Annotated in this window: 15 protein-coding genes; 10 read left to right on the top strand and 5 right to left on the bottom strand. The window is 64.2% G+C overall.

The genetic code is table 11. The annotated features are described in order from the left end of the window. The first annotated feature begins 45 nt into the window (after positions 1-45). The 3 genes from ABIB80_RS23140 (at position 46) to ABIB80_RS23130 (ending at position 2,882) form a co-directional block, all read left to right on the top strand. The gene (locus tag ABIB80_RS23140) at positions 46-564 is read left to right on the top strand and encodes a MarR family winged helix-turn-helix transcriptional regulator (RefSeq protein WP_354128484.1); all 519 of its coding nucleotides are present in this window, start codon (positions 46-48) and stop codon (positions 562-564) included. Positions 565-710: 146 nt separating this feature from the next. Continuing rightward, positions 711-2,402 (top strand): benzoate-CoA ligase family protein, encoded by a 1,692-nt coding sequence (locus ABIB80_RS23135; protein ID WP_354128483.1) that lies wholly within the window; start codon positions 711-713, stop codon positions 2,400-2,402. Positions 2,403-2,423: 21 nt separating this feature from the next. Then, positions 2,424-2,882 (top strand): RidA family protein, encoded by a 459-nt coding sequence (locus ABIB80_RS23130; protein WP_354128482.1) that lies wholly within the window; start codon positions 2,424-2,426, stop codon positions 2,880-2,882. Between the two features lie 32 nt (positions 2,883-2,914). Here the strand turns inward: ABIB80_RS23130 and ABIB80_RS23125 are convergent, their stop codons facing one another. After that, entirely contained in the window at positions 2,915-3,643 is a 729-nt protein-coding gene (locus tag ABIB80_RS23125; protein WP_354128481.1) for a CBS domain-containing protein, read from the bottom strand. A 209-nt stretch (positions 3,644-3,852) separates the two neighbouring features. On the opposite strand from ABIB80_RS23125, the gene ABIB80_RS23120 reads away from it, so the two are divergent. After that, entirely contained in the window at positions 3,853-5,700 is a 1,848-nt protein-coding gene (locus ABIB80_RS23120; protein ID WP_354128480.1) for a PHA/PHB synthase family protein, read from the top strand. On the opposite strand, the gene ABIB80_RS23115 is transcribed toward ABIB80_RS23120, so the two are convergent. Both ABIB80_RS23115 and ABIB80_RS23110 read right to left on the bottom strand, forming a co-directional pair. Continuing rightward, a complete protein-coding gene (locus ABIB80_RS23115; protein ID WP_354128479.1) occupies positions 5,697-6,668 on the bottom strand; it encodes a CHAD domain-containing protein in 972 nt (323 codons plus the stop codon). The two genes, ABIB80_RS23120 and ABIB80_RS23115, sit on opposite strands and share 4 nt — an antisense overlap. A 12-nt stretch (positions 6,669-6,680) precedes the next feature. After that, positions 6,681-8,213, bottom strand: coding sequence for a bifunctional aminoglycoside phosphotransferase/ATP-binding protein (locus tag ABIB80_RS23110; protein ID WP_354128478.1), 1,533 nt, complete (start codon positions 8,211-8,213; stop codon positions 6,681-6,683). Positions 8,214-8,407: 194 nt separating this feature from the next. On the opposite strand from ABIB80_RS23110, the gene ABIB80_RS23105 reads away from it, so the two are divergent. Then, entirely contained in the window at positions 8,408-9,238 is an 831-nt protein-coding gene (locus tag ABIB80_RS23105; protein ID WP_354128477.1) for a universal stress protein, read from the top strand. Positions 9,239-9,307: 69 nt separating this feature from the next. After that, on the top strand, positions 9,308-12,001 hold the full coding sequence (locus ABIB80_RS23100) for a bifunctional acetate--CoA ligase family protein/GNAT family N-acetyltransferase (RefSeq protein ID WP_354128476.1): 2,694 nt from the start codon (positions 9,308-9,310) through the stop codon (positions 11,999-12,001). Positions 12,002-12,010: 9 nt separating this feature from the next. On the opposite strand, the gene ABIB80_RS23095 is transcribed toward ABIB80_RS23100, so the two are convergent. Then, entirely contained in the window at positions 12,011-12,499 is a 489-nt protein-coding gene (locus tag ABIB80_RS23095; protein WP_354128475.1) for a phage holin family protein, read from the bottom strand. A gap of 449 nt (positions 12,500-12,948) precedes the next feature. Here ABIB80_RS23095 and ABIB80_RS23090 point away from each other — a divergent pair, with 449 nt between their 5' ends. The 3 genes from ABIB80_RS23090 to ABIB80_RS23080 are packed head-to-tail and all read left to right on the top strand — an operon-like array spanning position 12,949 to position 15,962. Then, the gene (locus ABIB80_RS23090; protein ID WP_354128474.1) at positions 12,949-14,085 is read left to right on the top strand and encodes an MlaE family ABC transporter permease; all 1,137 of its coding nucleotides are present in this window, start codon (positions 12,949-12,951) and stop codon (positions 14,083-14,085) included. Positions 14,086-14,087: 2 nt separating this feature from the next. After that, positions 14,088-14,855, top strand: coding sequence for an ABC transporter ATP-binding protein (locus ABIB80_RS23085; protein WP_219682423.1), 768 nt, complete (start codon positions 14,088-14,090; stop codon positions 14,853-14,855). Positions 14,856-14,858: 3 nt separating this feature from the next. Next, a complete protein-coding gene (locus tag ABIB80_RS23080) occupies positions 14,859-15,962 on the top strand; it encodes an ABC-type transport auxiliary lipoprotein family protein (protein WP_354128473.1) in 1,104 nt (367 codons plus the stop codon). Between the two features lie 6 nt (positions 15,963-15,968). Here the strand turns inward: ABIB80_RS23080 and ABIB80_RS23075 are convergent, their stop codons facing one another. Continuing rightward, positions 15,969-16,286 carry a c-type cytochrome gene (locus ABIB80_RS23075; protein ID WP_354128472.1) on the bottom strand — a complete coding sequence of 106 codons (318 nt, stop codon included), beginning with the start codon at positions 16,284-16,286 and terminating at the stop codon, positions 15,969-15,971. Positions 16,287-16,434: 148 nt separating this feature from the next. On the opposite strand from ABIB80_RS23075, the gene ABIB80_RS23070 reads away from it, so the two are divergent. Then, positions 16,435-17,145 carry a helix-turn-helix domain-containing protein gene (locus ABIB80_RS23070; protein ID WP_354128471.1) on the top strand — a complete coding sequence of 237 codons (711 nt, stop codon included), beginning with the start codon at positions 16,435-16,437 and terminating at the stop codon, positions 17,143-17,145. Positions 17,146-17,204 lie beyond the last annotated feature (59 nt).

The following is a 17,204-nucleotide window of genomic DNA, read 5'->3' as shown; positions in this document are numbered from 1 at the left end:
GATTTATTTGAAGCTCAAAACGTTGGGATTCCGTGCCGGACGCCAATGCCGGCCGAGAGTGACTGCATCAATATGCTCGATTCCGAGACCAAGGCCGTCGAAACTCCGGAGGATCACGCCGAAGAGCTTCGGCTGTGGCTGCGCCTCCTGACTTGCACGACCCTGATCGAGGGCGAGGTCCGTGGCCGGTTGCGGCAGCGCTTCGACGTCACATTGCCCCGTTTCGACCTGATGGCGCAGCTCGACAAGGCACCCGACGGCATGACGCTGTCCGACGTCTCCAAGCGCATGATGGTGTCGAACGGCAATGTCACCGGCCTCGTCGAGCGCCTCGTGGAATCCGGTCATCTCGACCGCCGCACGTCGGAGACGGACCGCCGCGTCCAGGTGATCCGGCTGACTAAACTCGGTCGCGCCGAGTTTCGCAGAATGGCCGCGGAACACGAAACCTGGATCGCCGATCTCTTCGCCGATCTGACGCCGAAGGATGTGCGCGAATTGATGCGGCTGCTCGCCAAGACCAAGGCATCGGCGCAGAAATCGGCCGCTCGCCGCCGGGCCTAGTCCGCGGCTGAGGCACCCGCCCATCCCGTTTGCCGCCGGAAAAAGCACGGGATGCCCAAAATCCGCTATTGCGCGAAATTGCTTTAAGCCTAAAATGTTTCCGAGTTAGTGCTGCCGGGTGCTTTCCATGCTGAAAGGAGCGTGCGATGGCCAACGCCGCCAAGGTTCAAGTCTCGGGCTCGCGTGACGACAACGCCGCGACAGCCCATGTCGATACGTTCGCGCGGCAGCATCTTCCGCCACCCGAGCTCTGGCCGGAATTCATCTTCACGCGACCGGAACTGCAATATCCGCCCCGCCTCAACTGCGTCAGCTATTTCCTCGACCGCTGGGTCGAGCAGGGACATGGCGACGCTCCCTGCGTGATCAGCCCGGCGGTCAGCTACACCTATCGTGAGCTGCAAACGGTCGTGAACCGCATCGCCAATGTGCTGGTCGGCAAGCTTGGTCTCGTCACCGGCGGACGCGTGCTGCTACGCTCGGCCAACAATCCGATGATGGTCGCGAATTATCTGGCGGTGATCAAGGCCGGAGGCATTGTCGTGGCGACGATGCCGCTCTTGCGCGCCAAGGAGCTGTCCTATCCGATCCAGAAGGCGGAGATCACACTCGCGCTCTGCGATGGCAAGCTCGCCGACGAAATGGAGAAAGCGAAAGCCGCAGCCCCCGGCCTCAAGCGCGTGGTCTATTGGGGCAACGGCGCCGGCGACTCGCTCGAGGCCCTGATGGGGGATGCAAGTCCGGAGTTCAAAGCTGTCGATACCGCCTCCGACGACGTCTGCCTGATCGCTTTCACGTCGGGCACGACCGGCGACCCCAAGGGCACCATGCATTTCCACCGTGACATGCTGGCGGTGTGCGATGGCTATGCGCGCAACATCCTGCGCGCGGAGCAGAGGGATCGCTTCGTCGGCTCGGCACCGCTCGCCTTCACGTTTGGCTTCGGCGGCGTGCTGTTTCCGATGCACATCGGCGCCTCGTTCGTCGTTCTGGAGAAGACGGCGCCCGACGACATTCTGAATGCGATCGAGCAGTACAAGACCACGGTCTGTTTCACCGCGCCGACCGCGTACCGGGCGATGATCGGCAAGCTTCCGGGCCGCGATATTTCTTCGCTTCGCAAATGCGTGTCCGCCGGCGAGACGCTGCCCAAGGCGACATTCGATGCGTGGCTGAAGGCGACGCGCATCAAGCTGATGGACGGCATCGGCTCGACCGAGCTGCTGCACATCTTCATCAGCGCGACCGAGGACGAGATCCGCCCGGGTGCGACGGGCAAACCGGTGCCGGGGTATGAGGCGAAGATCGTCGATGATTCTGGCAATGACGTTCCGCCGGGCACGATGGGACGGCTCGCGGTACGCGGGCCGACCGGATGCCGCTATCTCGCCGACGAGCGGCAGCGCAAATACGTCCAGAACGGCTGGAACATTACCGGCGACACCTATCTGATGGATAGCGAAGGCTATTTCTGGTATCAGTCACGCTCGGACGACATGATCGTGTCGGCCGGCTACAACATCGCAGGCACGGACGTCGAGGCGGCGCTGCTCACGCATCCCTCGGTCGTCGAGTGCGGGGTCGTCGGCGCGCCGGACGAGGCGCGCGGCATGATCGTGAAGGCCTATGTCATTGCCGCGCCGGGCGTAACGCCGGACGGCGAGCTCGTGGCTGCGTTGCAGGAGCATGTCAAACGGGAGATCGCGCCCTACAAATATCCGCGCGCGATCGAGTTCGTGACGCAACTACCGAAGACCGAGACCGGCAAACTAAAGCGCTTTGCCCTGCGGCAACTGGCGCAGACCGCGGTGACATCCTCCGGCGTCGCGGCGGGATGAGAGAAGGATAGAGAATTGTCAGTGACGACGCCGAAAGGCCCGCACCTCGCGGTGCTGCCGACAGCAGCCGACGACGAAGCCCGCTCCAGGGCGCAGGTGCTCCAGCCGTCCGGTTGGCCGGTGCCGAAAGGCTATGCCAACGGCATGGCCGCCGAGGGACGTATCGTCGTCACCGGCGGCGTCATCGGCTGGGATGCCGAGGAGCATCTCGCGGACGGTTTTGTCGCGCAAGTGCGCCAGACCTTGAGCAACATCGCCGCGATCCTCGCGGAGGCCGGTGCGCAGCCCGAGCATCTGGTGCGCCTGACCTGGTACGTCGTCGACATGGAGGAGTACCTGACGAACCTGAAAGAGCTCGGCAAGGCCTACCGCGCTATCTTCGGTGCGCACTACCCGGCGATGGCGCTGGTTCAGGTCGTCCGCCTCGTCGAGAAGGCGGCGCGCGTCGAAATCGAAGCCACCGCCGTCATTCCGCGCTGAACTGCGATCGGCGCGCGCTCAGCTTGCCTTGGTCAGCTTGCCTTGGCGAGGTCATCGTCCTCGGGCGAGTTCAGATATATTCCCGACATGGTGTCGACCCAGCAGAGATGGTCATGCACCTTCTTCACGCCGTTGACGTTCTCCGCTGCGACGACCGCGGCCTGTCGCACGCGCTCCTCGGTGATGACGCCGCTGAGATGAACGATGCCGTCGCGGACGATGACGTTCAGCCCGAACGGGCACCAGTCGTTCTTCTCCATGGTATCGATGATGCGGCTGCGAATGTGATCGTCGTCCGCGGTCGGGTCGGGTACGTCTCGGGCGAGGTCCGCCACCGCCTGGAGCAGGTTCGCGCGCGACACAATGCCGACGATCTTGTCGCCACGGATCACCGGCAGACGCTTCACATTGTTTCGTTCCATGAGATCGACGATCTCGGCAAGTGCCGTATCCTCGGTGATGGTCACCGGTGAAGGGGTCATCACCTCCGAGACCTTGCGGCCGTGCTCGTGGACGAAATCGCTGGCCGATTTGCCGGATCCGAGAATGAACCGCAGCCAGCGCCCGCGCTTGCGTCCGGTGCCGATTTCGCTGCGGCGGATGAAGTCGCCTTCCGAGACCACGCCGACCAGCTTGCCGGCATCGTCGACGACGGTGAGACCGCTGACATGCCGCTTCAGCATGATGTTTGCCGCCTCGACGATGGTGGTGTCGGGGGTAACCGAGATGACCGACCGGGTCATGATCTGATGGGCGCGCATGCCGGACTCCGCTGGCTTGTCGAATGTCGATGCGCGGAGCCTAGCTCTGGCCTCGTGCTGCGGCTTGACGCAGGTCAAAGGATGAAGCGGGCTCTTCCCGGTTGAGCAATTGCGATGGGTGCCCCGGACTTGATGCAGCTCAACGCGCATTCGAAGCCTCGCCCTATTCTGCTGCCGACTGGACAGGAAGCCGGCAGGAACATTCAGCCATGAGCGTCGTGCAGATATTTCCAAGACCCGAAGAGCCGTCCGCGCAGGCTCTCTCAGTCAGTCCTGTTGTTGAGCCCGAAGCCTCTACGACGGCCCCCGAAGCGCTGGCCGGAATGCCCGTCGCTGCCGATCCCCTGCCTGTATCGGAGCCATACCCTCTTGACCGCGCGTTTCATGCGATGCTGGCGCGGTTGACGGGCGGGATTTCGCCGCTGGCCTTGTCGCTCGCCTGGCTCGATTGGAGCTCTCATCTGGCTGCGGCGCCCCAGCGTCAGGTGGAGATGTCGCGCAACGTGCTTCGCGACATGGGCCAGTTTGTGGAAGCCGCCGCGCATGCGACCTCGCAAAAGCCGTGGTCCGTGATTGCGCCGCAGGGGCGGGATCGTCGCTTCAGGGGGCCACAGTGGGAGGCCGCACCGTTCAATCTGCTTGCGCAGGCATTCCTGCTCGGAGAGCGCTGGTGGCACGATGCCACGACCGGCGTACGCGGCGTGTCGCACGCAAATGAGGCCATCGTCGAATTTTCGATGCGCCAGATGCTTGACATGCTGGCGCCGTCGAATTTCGCGGCGACCAATCCGCAAGTGCTGGAGAAGGCGTTCCGGAGCGGCGGGGAGAATTTCGTGTTCGGCTGGCAGAACTGGTGCAGCGACCTGATGCGCCTGCTCTCCGCCGCAACGCCAGCCGGTGACGAACAGTTCATCGTCGGCAAGACGGTCGCGGCTTCGCCGGGCAAGGTCGTTTATCGCAACGCGTTGATCGAGCTGATCCAGTACCAACCCACGACTGCGCAAGTGCGACCCGAGCCGATCCTGATCGTGCCCGCCTGGATTATGAAGTACTACATCCTCGATCTGTCGCCGCAGAATTCTCTGGTGAAGTATCTGACCAGTCAGGGTTTCACCGTATTCGCGATTTCCTGGCGAAATCCGGATGCCAAAGATCGGCATGTTGCTTTCGACGACTATCGCAAGCTGGGTGTCATGGCAGCGCTGGACATGATCGGCCGGATCCTGCCGGGCCGGAACACCCATGCACTCGGCTACTGCCTGGGCGGCACATTGCTGTCGATCGCCGCGGCCGCGATGGCACGCGATGGCGACAAGCGACTGTGCACGATCACCCTGCTTGCCGCACAGACGGATTTCACCGAGGCCGGCGAGCTGACGCTCTTCATCAACGAGAGCCAGGTCGCCTTTCTCGAGGACGTGATGTGGCAGCGGGGCTATCTGGACACGACGCAGATGGCCGGCGCGTTCCAGCTGTTGCGCTCCAATGAACTGATCTGGTCGCGGCTGTCGCATGACTATCTGATGGGCGAGGGTGCGCCACCGAGCGACCTGATGGCCTGGAACGCCGACGCCACGCGGCTGCCCTTTCGCATGCACTCGGAGTATCTGCGAAAGCTATTCCTGGGCAACGATCTGGCCGAGGGCCGCTATCGTGTCGAGGACAAGAGTGTTTCGCTTTCCGACATCCATGCGCCGATGTTCGTGGTCGGCACGCTCGCCGATCACGTGGCGCCGTGGCGATCGGTCTACAAGATCCACTACCAGGTCGATGCCGACGTGACCTTTGTGTTGACCAGCGGCGGCCACAATGCCGGCGTCGTCGCGCCGCCGGACGAGCCCGGCCACAGCTATCATGTGCTGATCAAGGCCGCCGATGCGCCCTATGTTGGCCCGGACGAATGGTTGAAGCTGGCGCCGCGAGTCGAGGGATCGTGGTGGCCGGAATGGGCCGAATGGCTGGCCGCACGCTCCGGGTCGCCCTGCGATCCGCCGCAGATCGGAGGCGGAGACCTTGACGGTCTGCCGGACGCGCCAGGAGACTACGTCCACACCTAGTCCTCAGGCTCCGCATTCGGCGCAAGGTCGGCGGAGCGGAACGGCTTGGACTTGTCGAGTTTCCGGTAGGCGCGCGAGGCGGTCCGCAACAGTTTCTTTTCGCGCTTGCGGTTGAGGAAGCGAATGCCCGCCTCGGGGACGGCCCCGTTCAATGACGCCGCCAAGGTTTGCCCCCGCGCATCGTCGTTCAATCGCCCGAGGGATTTTTGCGCCTTGCGCAACTGCTTGAGGATCGACTTCTGCTTCGTCAGCGATTCGTCGGCGAACAGGTCGTCCAGGGACTCGATCGAATAGGTCAGTCGTTTGTTGAGAAGCCGCAGCTTGTGCCGTTTCTCGACGTCGAGCTTGCGGAGCTTGCGTGCTTTCTTGAGCAGCGTTTTTTCCCATTCCGTGAGTTTCTCTGTTGCGTGGTCGGCGAGCGTGCAGCGGCGTAGCCTGATAGCTTCCCTGCTGCGCCGGGTCGACCAGGGGCCGCTCTCGATCCAGGCTGACGTCTGCTCGACGAGACGGCGATATCGCGCGGATTGCAGCGCGCGCGCCAGCAGGCGGTGGCTCTCGGCACGCTTCTCGTCCCAGTGCTGGAGCTCGGCAATCACGGTCAACTCGCCTCCACTCTCGGCGATGACCCGCTCGATCGCCACGTCCAGATCCCGTACCATGCCGAGCTGGCTGTTCAGCCATTTCAGTTCGGTCCAGACCTCCGGCCGAAGGGCATCATCGACCATCGGCGAGAAGAAGCGGATGGCGGTGCGCAGATGCGTCAGTGCAATCCGGATCTGGTGCAGTGCCTCCGGATCGCCGCGGCAGCTGCCGTCATGCTGCGCGAGAACGGCGGCGAGGTGACGGCGGGCGACGATCCGGAACGCGGTGTCGCAGACCATGCCGGGGCTGAGGCGGCCGGGCAGGGCATTGCGCCTCGCCGCAGGCTTGACGCGCGCGGCCGTCGAATTCGTGCTGGGTCGCGCCATTTGCAGATTGCCTTACTTGCTCTCGGCGATCGCGTCCCGGCAGTTCTGGAGCGTCTGCTCTTGCGTCCCGGATGCATCGATGGTCGCCCAACCGACATGGCCGATATTATAGTGCTCTTGCAGCGCGGCAACCTCTTGCGTGGCATCGGATGCGTCGCCCCGGCGGCCGCCGATCCGCGCCTGCCGGGTCGCGAGATCCGCAACCAGAAATAGGCCGCTCAGCGGCACGTTGCGCTCGCGCGCCAGTGCGGCGACTGTGTCTCGTTCGCCCTCGCGAGCGAACACGCCGTCGATGATCGCTGAATGGCCTTGCGCCAGCACCCGCCCGGCGTGCCGAGCCAATATATCGTAAACGCGGGCCGTGACCTCCGGCGTGTATGCGGATGCCGGCAGCCGGTCCGTGTCCTCGACCCCGAACATCTGCTTGCGGACCAGGTCGCTACGCAGCACGACGGCGCCCGGTTGCGGCGTAACGTCCGGCGCGAGCGTGCGTGCCAAGATCGTCTTTCCGGTGCCTGACAGTCCGCCGATTGCAATCAGCCGGGGGGCGGGCGGCTGGATCAACGCGCGCGCAAGACCAAAATAGCGCCGTGCCCCGTCGAGAATGCTGGGATCACCGGAATGTGGCGGCTTCAGCCGTGCCAGCGCGACCTGGGCGCGGATCGCCGCCCGGATGGACATGAACAGCGGCAGTGCGGAGAGCGCGTCGAGATTTTCGACCGGAGTCGCGGCGAGATAACGGTTCAGCACGATGTTGGCCGCGCGTGGTTGATCGTGGTGCAACAGGTCCATCAATCCGAATGCGAGATCGTAGAGCACGTCGGTGGTTGCCATCTGCGCATCGAACTCGATGGCGTCGAACAGCACCGGCTGTTCGTCGATCGCCACGATGTTCGCAAGATGCAGGTCGCCATGGCAGCGGCGCACGAAGCCTTGACGGCCGCGCTCTTCGAGCAAAGGCCGAAGGTGGAGGAACGTTGCGTGCGAGTCTCTGCCGAGTTCTGCGATCTCTTCGGCTTCGAAATGATTGCCGGTCCGCAGGCCATTGCTGTTGCCATCGATCAGGCCGGGGATGGCGGAAACCCACGCCTCGCCGTCGGCGCGAACAGCCCGCGCATGCGAAGCCACGATCGCGTCCGCGACAGCCGAGGCAAAAGTGTCATCCAGCGCTCCGGCCTTTGCCAGATGATCCAGCGTCCGGCTTTCGTCGAAGCGCGACATCTCGACCGCATACTCGATCGGCCGGCCGCTTCCGTCGACCTTCACCGATCCATCGGGCGCTTCCGTGATCGCCACGACGCGGTGATAGATCTGCGGCGCCAGCGGCCGGTTGATCCTGATCTCCTCGTCACAGGCCGCCTTGCGCTTCTCGAGCGTCGAATAATCGAGGAACGGAAATTGCACGGCGCGCTTGATTTTCAGAGCACGCTTGCCTTCGAGAAAGACCGAAGCTGCGTGCGTATCGATCCGCCTCACGTTCGGATGATCCGCGGAATTGGTGAGCGCCGCAAAGATCCGGTCCTGGGTCGCAGAATCGTCTGTCATTCCAACTGGTACGTCCAGATGCGTCGGAAGGCGGCTCGCCCCGCGATCAGGGTAATCCATAGAAGCAGATCGCGGCCAGTCCTTGACTTCAGTCAAAGCCTGTCTCCTTTCCGACCGGTCGGAGTTCCCGGGCTTGACGAGGATCAAGCGTCCCAACCAAAGCCGGCCTATTCTGGCGCCTGAGGAGAATCCCGATGCCCATCAAGGACGTCTTTCTGCCGCTCGTCGGCCAGCCACGCGGCCCGGCCCTTGCTGCGATCGAGAAATGCGTGGCCGTTGCCGCCGACCTCGGCGCCAGGATCACCGCGCTTGCACTCGAGGAGGACGTCTTCGTGCGGCCGAAGGTAATGCTCCCCGATGCGGCCGAGGCAAACGGCTCGCTTGGGCTGGGCGACAGTCAGCATCTCCTGGATGCGTTCACCCGCGCAACCTCCCGGACCGGCATTCGCGCTCAAAGCCGGTTGGCCAAGGTGCCGGCAGACCAGATCGCGTCAGTCCTGGCCGAGCACGGACGCTTCAGCGATCTCACGCTGCTCCCCATGAAGCCGCACGACAGCCGAACCGAGCACATCATCGAGACGCTCCTGTTCGAATCCGGACGGCCAGTGCTGCTCTGCCCGGAGCAGCATGTGGACGAACTGCGCCCGGAATTCGAGAACGTCATGATCGCCTGGGACCACTCTGCGCGTGCGGCGCGCGCGGTCGGCGACGCGCTGCCTATCCTTCAGGCAGCAGCCCTGGTCCGCGTGGTGACTGTGGCGGACGACAAGTCCGACGCAATCGTACAATCCGGGACGGCTCTGGTCGACCATTTGAGGGAACACGGGGTCTACGCTTCGTTCGAAACCGTGGCGGGCGGCGGCAGCTCGATTGGGAAGGTGCTCGGAAGCTGGGCGAATTCACATGCCATCGATGCAATCGTGATGGGCGCCTACCATCATTCGCGCCTGAACGAGATCGTTTGGGGCGGTGTGACAAAGACCGTCATTGGCGAGCCACCGTGCTGGGTTATGCTCTCGTACTAGGCGGGTGGCCAGTTTATCGGCCTGATCGTCAACCATCGGAACCGCCACCGACCGGGCGCATTTGCTTTCATGTCAACCTATCGTCTGAAGAACCTGCTGTCGCCGCGTTCGGTCGCGCTCGTCGGTGCGAGCGCCCGCCCGGTCTCCGTTGGACGCGCCGTTCTGGAGAACATCCGTAAGGCTGGATTCACGGGACAGTTCGGCCTCGTCAATCCGCGCCATGCCGAGATCGGCGGCGTCGCGGCCGTGGACAGCCTCGATCAATTGCCGTTCGTGCCCGAGCTTGTGGTTATCACCGCGCCGGCGCGCGCGGTTCCGGGCATTGTCGATCAAGCCGGGCGGCGCGGCTCGGCGGGCGCCCTGATCGTCTCGGCCGGGCTCGGCCATGGACCGGGGTCCCTCCACGAGGCCGCCATCACTGCGGCCCGCAAATACGGCATGCGGCTGATCGGGCCGAACTGCTTGGGCATCATGATGCCCGGCGTGAGCCTCAATGCCAGTTTTGCTGCGCACATGCCGGGGCCGGGGAATCTCGCGCTGATCTCGCAATCAGGCGCGATCGCGGCCGGCATGGTCGATTGGGCCGCGCAGCGCGGCGTCGGCTTCTCCGGCATCGTCTCGATCGGCGATCAGATCGACGTCGATATTGCCGATCTGCTCGACTATTTCGCGATGGATCACAAGACCCGGGCGATTCTGCTCTACATCGAAGCCATCAAGGACGCGCGCAAGTTCATGTCGGCCGCGCGTGCCGCGGCGCGTGTGAAGCCCGTTGTCGTGGTGAAGTCCGGCCGAATGGCGCAGGGCGCGAAGGCGGCCGCCACCCATACCGGTGCACTCGCGGGCGCCGACGCCGTCTATGACGCGGCGTTCCGTCGCGCGGGCGTCCTGCGGGTCTCCGATCTGCGCGAGCTGTTCGATTGCGCCGAGACGCTCGGGCGCGTCGAGTCGCCGGCGGGAAAGCGCCTCGCCATCCTGACCAATGGCGGCGGCATCGGTGTCCTCGCTATCGACCGGTTGGTCGAGCTCGGCGGCATTCCGGCGACCATCTCGGCGGACGCCCGCAAGAAACTCGATGACGCACTGCCGCCGAACTGGTCCGGCGCAAATCCCGTCGACATCGTGGGCGACGCCGATGCGTCGCGCTATGCGGCGGCGCTCGACGTGCTGCTCGGCGATCCCGACAACGACGCGGTCCTCGTCCTCAACGTGCAGACCGCGATTGCCTCGGCTGCCGATATCGCAACGATGGTGACCGAACGCGTCAAGGCATATCGCGAGAAGCACCGCAGTTGGGCCAAGCCCGTGCTCGCCTCGTGGATCGGAGCAGACCAGAATATCATCGAAACACTGTCCGGCGCGGGCATCCCGAACTATCCGACCGAGGATGACGCCGTGCGCGGCTTCATGTACCTCGTGAGGCATCGCGAAGTCGTGGAGGAGTTGAGCCAGGTTCCACCCGCAATGCCCGAGACTTTCGTGCCGGACGCACGTGCTGCGAAGCAGATCGTAGCTGCTGCCATCGCGGACGGCCGCCAATGGCTCGAACCCGTCGAGATCAAGCACCTGCTTGAAGCCTACGATATCGCGATGGTGCCCACATACGCCGCGGCCGATGTCGAGCAGGCGGTGACCTACGCGAAAGACATCTTTGCGCAGGGCGCCACCGTCGTGCTGAAGATCATGTCGCGCGACATCGTCCACAAATCCGATGTCGGCGGTGTCGTGCTCAATCTGACGACGGTCGAGGCGGTGCGCGCTGCCGCCACCGACATTCTCGCTCGGGCAAGAAAGCTGCGTCCGCAAGCTCGCATCGAGGGCGTCATCGTGCAGGCGATGGTCGTCAAGGCGAAGGCGCGCGAGCTGATCCTGGGCCTCGCCGACGATCCGACCTTCGGGACCGTCGTGGTATTCGGCCGCGGCGGGACCGCGGTCGAGATCATCAACGACAAGGCGCTTGCCCTGCCGCCGCTCGATCTGCAACTGGCCCGCGACCTGATCGACCGCACGCGCGTGTCACGGCTGCTTCGCGCTTACCGGGACGTGCCGGCGGTGAAGCCCGACGCCGTCGCCATGGTCCTGGTCAAGCTGGCGCAGATGGCCGCCGACATTCCCGAGATCCGCGAATTCGACATCAATCCGCTGCTGGCGGATGAAACCGGCGTGACCGCGGTCGACGCTCGCGTCGCGGTCGGGCCGCCGCAACCGAAGTTTGCCGGCTCCGGCGCCGCCAACTTCGCCGTTCGGGCCTATCCGTCCCAATGGGAGCGCCGCCTCAAGCTCAAGGAGGGCTGGCGGATCTTCGCGCGGCCCCTGCGTCCGGAGGACGAGCCGACCATCCACGCATTCCTGCGTCATGTCACGGCGCACGATCTTCGTCTGCGTTTCTTCGCGCCGATGAAGGAGTTCACCCACGAGTTCATCGCGCGCCTGACCCAGCTCGACTATGCGCGCGCGATGGCCTTTATCGCATTCGACGAGGCGAGCGGTGAGATGGTCGGCGTGGTCCGACTCCATTCGGACTCGATCTACGAGAGCGGCGAATATGCGATCCTGCTGCGGTCCGATCTCAAGGGCAAGGGGCTGGGATGGGCCCTGATGCAGCTGATCATCGACTACGCGAGATCGGAGGGGCTCAAGGCGATCTCGGGTGATGTTCTCAGGGAGAACACCACCATGCTGGAGATGTGCCGGCAGCTCGGCTTCGAGGTGAAGCCGGATCCCACTGAACCGGACATTTGCGACGTCAGGCTGAAACTCTGAGCGCGTCCGTTAGGCGCGCGCTTCGGCCGAATTTGCCGCGGGGGACTCCTTGGCCGTTCTCCGCAAAGTCTTGATCAGGACCGCAATCAGCGGCACCAGCACCGGCAAGATCGTGCTGAGCGGATGATGCACGGCGCCCGACATTTGGGCCTGGAATGTGCGTGCCTCGAGCTGAAGAGCTTCGATGGATGCGCCGTGAATCTCGTTGGCGAGTTCGATGTCGCGGCCTGCAGGAGGCCGGCCGGCAATCACAAAGAGAATTGCGGCGATGACAAAATTGACGGCGCCGAGGATGGCGGCCGCGCCAATGGCACTCCAGATCTGCACCAGTGCGAAATAGGCGGACAGCTCCAGCATCAGGAGGCCGAAGGCGGCGATCAGCGCCGCAAAGGCGCGCAGGCCGAGGCCGATCAGCAGGTGGCGCAGTCGGATGTCCGCGATGATCCTGTCGGTACGCCAGAGCACCCGCAGATGTTTGACGACATTTTCGGTGTTCACCTAGTGCCTCCGCAGCATGAAGCCGACGACCACGCCGAGCGAAGGCCGAGGCAAGTGATGTGATCGGGCGGTCCGCAATGAGGCCCTGCAGCTGCTGCTGCTCCTCGTCGACGGTCTCACCGAGCTCGGCGAGCGCGGCCCTGATCTGATCGGCAAGCGCCTCCGCGCGGTCGTTCGAACTGTCGAACATCTCCTCGCCGGCCGTGCTCAGCAAGCGTGTGACGTCAATCTTCAGCGTGCGCAGTTCTTCGCTCATCCTGTCGCTGTCGAACATGGATCTGATTTCCCCGTTAATGGAAACAAACCTAGGACCCACTGGTCCGACCGCGCTTGATTTGCGTCAAGGAGGCAGACGCGTCGTGGTCTTGAGACAGGTCAAACCGGCTGCCACATGCTGGCCTAGAATGACCGGCTGAATGGGGACCGGGTTGTCCCGATGAGGTGGAAGCGTGAACTCCGAACCGCTGTTGCTGGCAACGCCCTCCGGCGAAGAGCTGAAATTGTGCCCGGAAGGGCCGTGGATTGCCGCGAACGTGTCGATGCTGGAGACATTGTCCCGGTCGGTCGGGGCGGACGTCGATCAATCCAGAGCCGTGACCTTGGACATGTCGGGCGTCAGCGCGCTCGACACGCTCGGCGCCTGGGTCCTGGAAAAGCTGTCGCGCAGGGCTTCATCGTCCGGTCGATCGACCGAATTTATCGGGGTCGCCGACCATTTCAGTGGCCTGATGGACGAGGTGCGTCAGGTCAACCGCCACACGCCGCTGCCGACGCCTGCACCTAACCCGGTTCTGCTCAGACTGAACGATCTCGGCAAGTCCACGGTCGGCGCGCGTGAAGACATCACGATCTTTCTTCAAATGCTGGGCGCGTTGTGCATGGCCGTGATCGGCGTGCTGCGCCGGCCGCGCTCGCTGCGACTGACATCGCTGATCTATCAGCTCTATCGCATCGGCTGGCAGGCCATCCCCATCGTCGTGCTGATCACCTTCCTGATCGGCGCCATCATCGCCCAGCAGGGATTTTTCCATTTCCGCAGGTTCGGCGCGGAGTCCTACACCGTCGACATGGTCGGCATCCTGGTGCTGCGCGAGCTCGGGGTGCTGATCGTTGCCATCATGGTCGCCGGCCGCTCGGGAAGCGCCTACACCGCCGAGCTCGGCTCGATGAAGATGCGCGAGGAGATTGATGCGCTCTCGACCATGGGCCTCGATCCCGTCCACGTCCTGATCCTGCCGCGGGTTGCGGCCCTGGTGATTGCGCTGCCGATCCTTGCTTTCATCGGATCGATTGCCGCACTCTATGGCGGCGGCCTGGTCGCGCAGTTCTACGGCGGCATGGCGCCGGCGATCTACATCGCGAGGCTGCACGAGGCGATCTCGGTCACCCATTTCGAGGTGGGCATCCTGAAGGCGCCGTTCATGGCGCTGGTGATCGGAATCGTCGCCTGCAGCGAGGGCTTGCGCGTGAAGGGCAGCGCCGAGTCGCTGGGACGACAGACCACGACGTCGGTGGTCAAGTCGATCTTCCTGGTGATCGTGCTCGACGGCCTGTTCGCGATCTTCTTCGCCTCGATCGGAATGTGATCATGGGCGAATCGCAAGAGCAGTTCGCGATCCGCGTCCGCGACCTCGTGGTCGGCTTCGGCCGGCAGACCGTGCTCGATCATCTGTCGCTCGACGTGCGCCGGGGTGAGATCCTCGGACTCGTGGGGGCGTCCGGTGGCGGCAAGTCGGTGCTGATGCGGACCATCATCGGCCTCATCCCGCGCCAAGGCGGGACCATCGAGGTTACGGGACGGCCAATCGGCGGCCGCACCGAAGGCGCGGCCACGACATGGGGGATTCTGTTCCAGCAGGGCGCGCTGTTCTCCTCGCTGACGGTCCGGCAGAACATCCAATTTCCGCTTCGTGAAAATCTCGTCCTGTCGCAGGAGCTGATGGACGAGATCGCGATCGCCAAGCTCGAAATGGTCGGGCTGCGGGCGCAGGATGCCGATAAATATCCGGCGGAGCTATCCGGCGGCATGACCAAGCGCGTCGCGCTGGCGCGCGCGCTCGCGCTCGATCCGCCGATCCTCTTCCTGGACGAGCCGACCTCGGGCCTCGATCCGATCGCGGCGGGTGATTTCGACGCGCTGATCGCGACCCTGCAAAAGACCCTCGGCTTCACCGTCTTCATGGTTACCCATGATCTGGCGAGCCTGACAACGGTCTGCGATCGGGTCGCTGCTCTTGCCGACGGCAAGATCGTGGCGATCGGTCCGATGCGCGACCTGCTGCAATCCGAGCATCCCTGGGTGCGCGCCTATTTCCATGGCAAGCGCTCGCAGATGCTGCAACACGAGATGAGATGAGACATGGAAACCCGCGCTCCCTACGTGCTGATCGGCAGTTTCGTCCTGGCCGCGATCCTCGCGGTGTTCGGCTTCGTCTATTGGCTGAACAACACCGGCGGCATCGGGCCGCGCACGAGCTATCACGTGCAATTCCAGGGCCCGGTGCCCGGTCTTCTGGTCGGCGCCGGCGTGCTGTTCAACGGCATCCGCGTCGGCGAGGTCACCCAGCTCGGGCTTGCGCCGGACAATCCACGCTTTGTCAATGCGACGATATCGGTTGCTTCAACCACGCCGGTGCGCGCCGACAGTAGGGTCGGGCTCGATTTTCAGGGGCTGACCGGCGTGCCGGTGGTGACGCTGGAGGGAGGCGTCATCGTCACCAAATCCGGCGAGCCCCCGACCTTGATTGCCGAGGCCGGTGCGGGCCAGAGCATGACGCAGGCCGCGCGGGATGCACTGCGGCGGGTCGACACCGTGCTGGAGGACAATTCGGGCCCGCTGAAGGACACCATCGCCAATCTCAAGACCTTCTCCGACGGCCTTGCGCGCAACACAGGCAAGATCGACGGCATTTTGGCGGGCCTGGAGAAGATGACCGGCGGCGGAACGCCGGCGCAGAAAGTCACCTATGACCTGCGCACGCCGCAGAACCTCGGGCCGGCCGGCAAGACGCTCTCGACGTCACTGGCCATTCCCGAGCCGACGGCGGTCGCCATGCTCCAGACCCAGCGCATGCTGTTCGCCCCTGGCGGCGACAATCCGGGCTTTGCGGACTTCCTCTGGGCCGACAGCATTCCCAAGCTGGTGCAGGCGCGGCTGATCGACAGTTTCGAGAACTACGACATCGCCCACGCGCCGTTGCGCACGGCCGATCTCGGGCAGGCGGACTATCAGCTGCTGATCGACATCAGGCGCTTCCGCATTGCCACGGAGGGGGAGGCACGGGTCGAGATCGGACTGTCGGCGCGGATCGTCGACAAGAACGGCAAGGTGATCGCCTCGCGTCTCCTCGACACCAGCGAAAAGCTCGACAAGGTCGAGCCGGCCGCGGCGGTCGCAGCGTTCGATACGGCCTTCACGCGCATCGCGAAGGAGCTGATCGGCTGGACGGTGCAGGCGGTGTGACGCCGGCTATTCCAGGGTCTTGAGGTAGGACAGGAGATCGTGGATCTGGTCCGGACTGAGCTCGAAGGCCGGCATGTCGGCGTGGCCGGTGTTGATGCCCTCGGCCAGCGCCTCCCCAAGGCTCTCGACGGGATAGCGTTGGTGCAGGGCGCGCAGCGGCGGTGCGATCTTGAGCGGACTGTTCGACGCACGGTCGATCGCGTGGCAGCGCGCGCAATTGGCTCGCGCAAAGACTTTGCCGCGTTGTTCGGCGGTCGGGGCTGCCAGGGCAGGCGTCATCAGAAGCAACCCAATCAACCCGCGACGCAGCGTTCCTTGCAGCATGTAAAGTGGCCCCGGTTAAGTCCGGGAGAAGAATAGGGCGGGGATTCCCTCCAAAATTGATCTGGGTCAACCGGCTTTGGCGCAGTGCAGTAAAATGCAGCCGCGCGACGGAATGGGCCTGATGGGCACCCGGCGCTTGGAGCGGTCGATGAAGCCCGTAGTCACGATTGAGCCGAACTGGCAGCTCTGCAGCGATTGCGCCGTCCGCGCATCAGCGGTTTGTTCGTCGCTGGATGCGGTCGAGCTTCGGGAATTCGAGCATCTCGGTCGGCGCGTGCATTTTGCCTCAGGCGAGACTGTGTTCTCCGAGGAGGACATCACGACCTCGTTCTACAATCTCCTCGAGGGCGTCATGCGGCTGTACAAGCTGCTGCCCGACGGCCGCCGGCAGATCGTGGGCTTTGCCTTGCCCGGCGATTTCCTGGGGATGAATATTTCGGGCAGGCACAATTTTTCGGCCGATGCCATCGGCGCGGTGACGGTATGCCAGTTCGCGAAGGCACCCTTCGGCCGTTTCATCGAGGACCGGCTGCACCTCCTCAGGCGGATCAACGAGCTGGCAATTCGCGAGCTGAACCAGGCCCGGGATCACATGGTTCTGCTCGGCCGCCGTTCGGCGGACGAAAAGGTGGCGGCCTTTCTGCTCGGCTGGCGCGAGCGGCTGGTCTCGCTGAAGGGGGCATCGGACACGGTTCCGCTTCCGATGAGCCGCCAGGACATCGCCGACTACCTCGGCCTGACCATCGAGACCGTCAGCCGCACCTTCACCAAGCTGGAGCGCCACGGCGTGATCGAGATCATTCATGGCGGGATCAGCCTGCTCGATCCGGCGAAGGTCGAGTCCTTGGCCGCAGCCTGATTCCGACGCAGCGCGGCTCGATTTTGATCGGGATCAATGCATTCGGCCGCGTGCCCCCG

It is taken from the genome of Bradyrhizobium sp. i1.15.2 (genome assembly GCF_040548425.1).
Taxonomy (GTDB): Bacteria; Pseudomonadota; Alphaproteobacteria; order Rhizobiales; family Xanthobacteraceae; genus Bradyrhizobium; species Bradyrhizobium canariense.
Note: the sequence above shows the minus strand (reverse complement) of the source record. Positions and strands in the feature narration are given on the sequence as shown.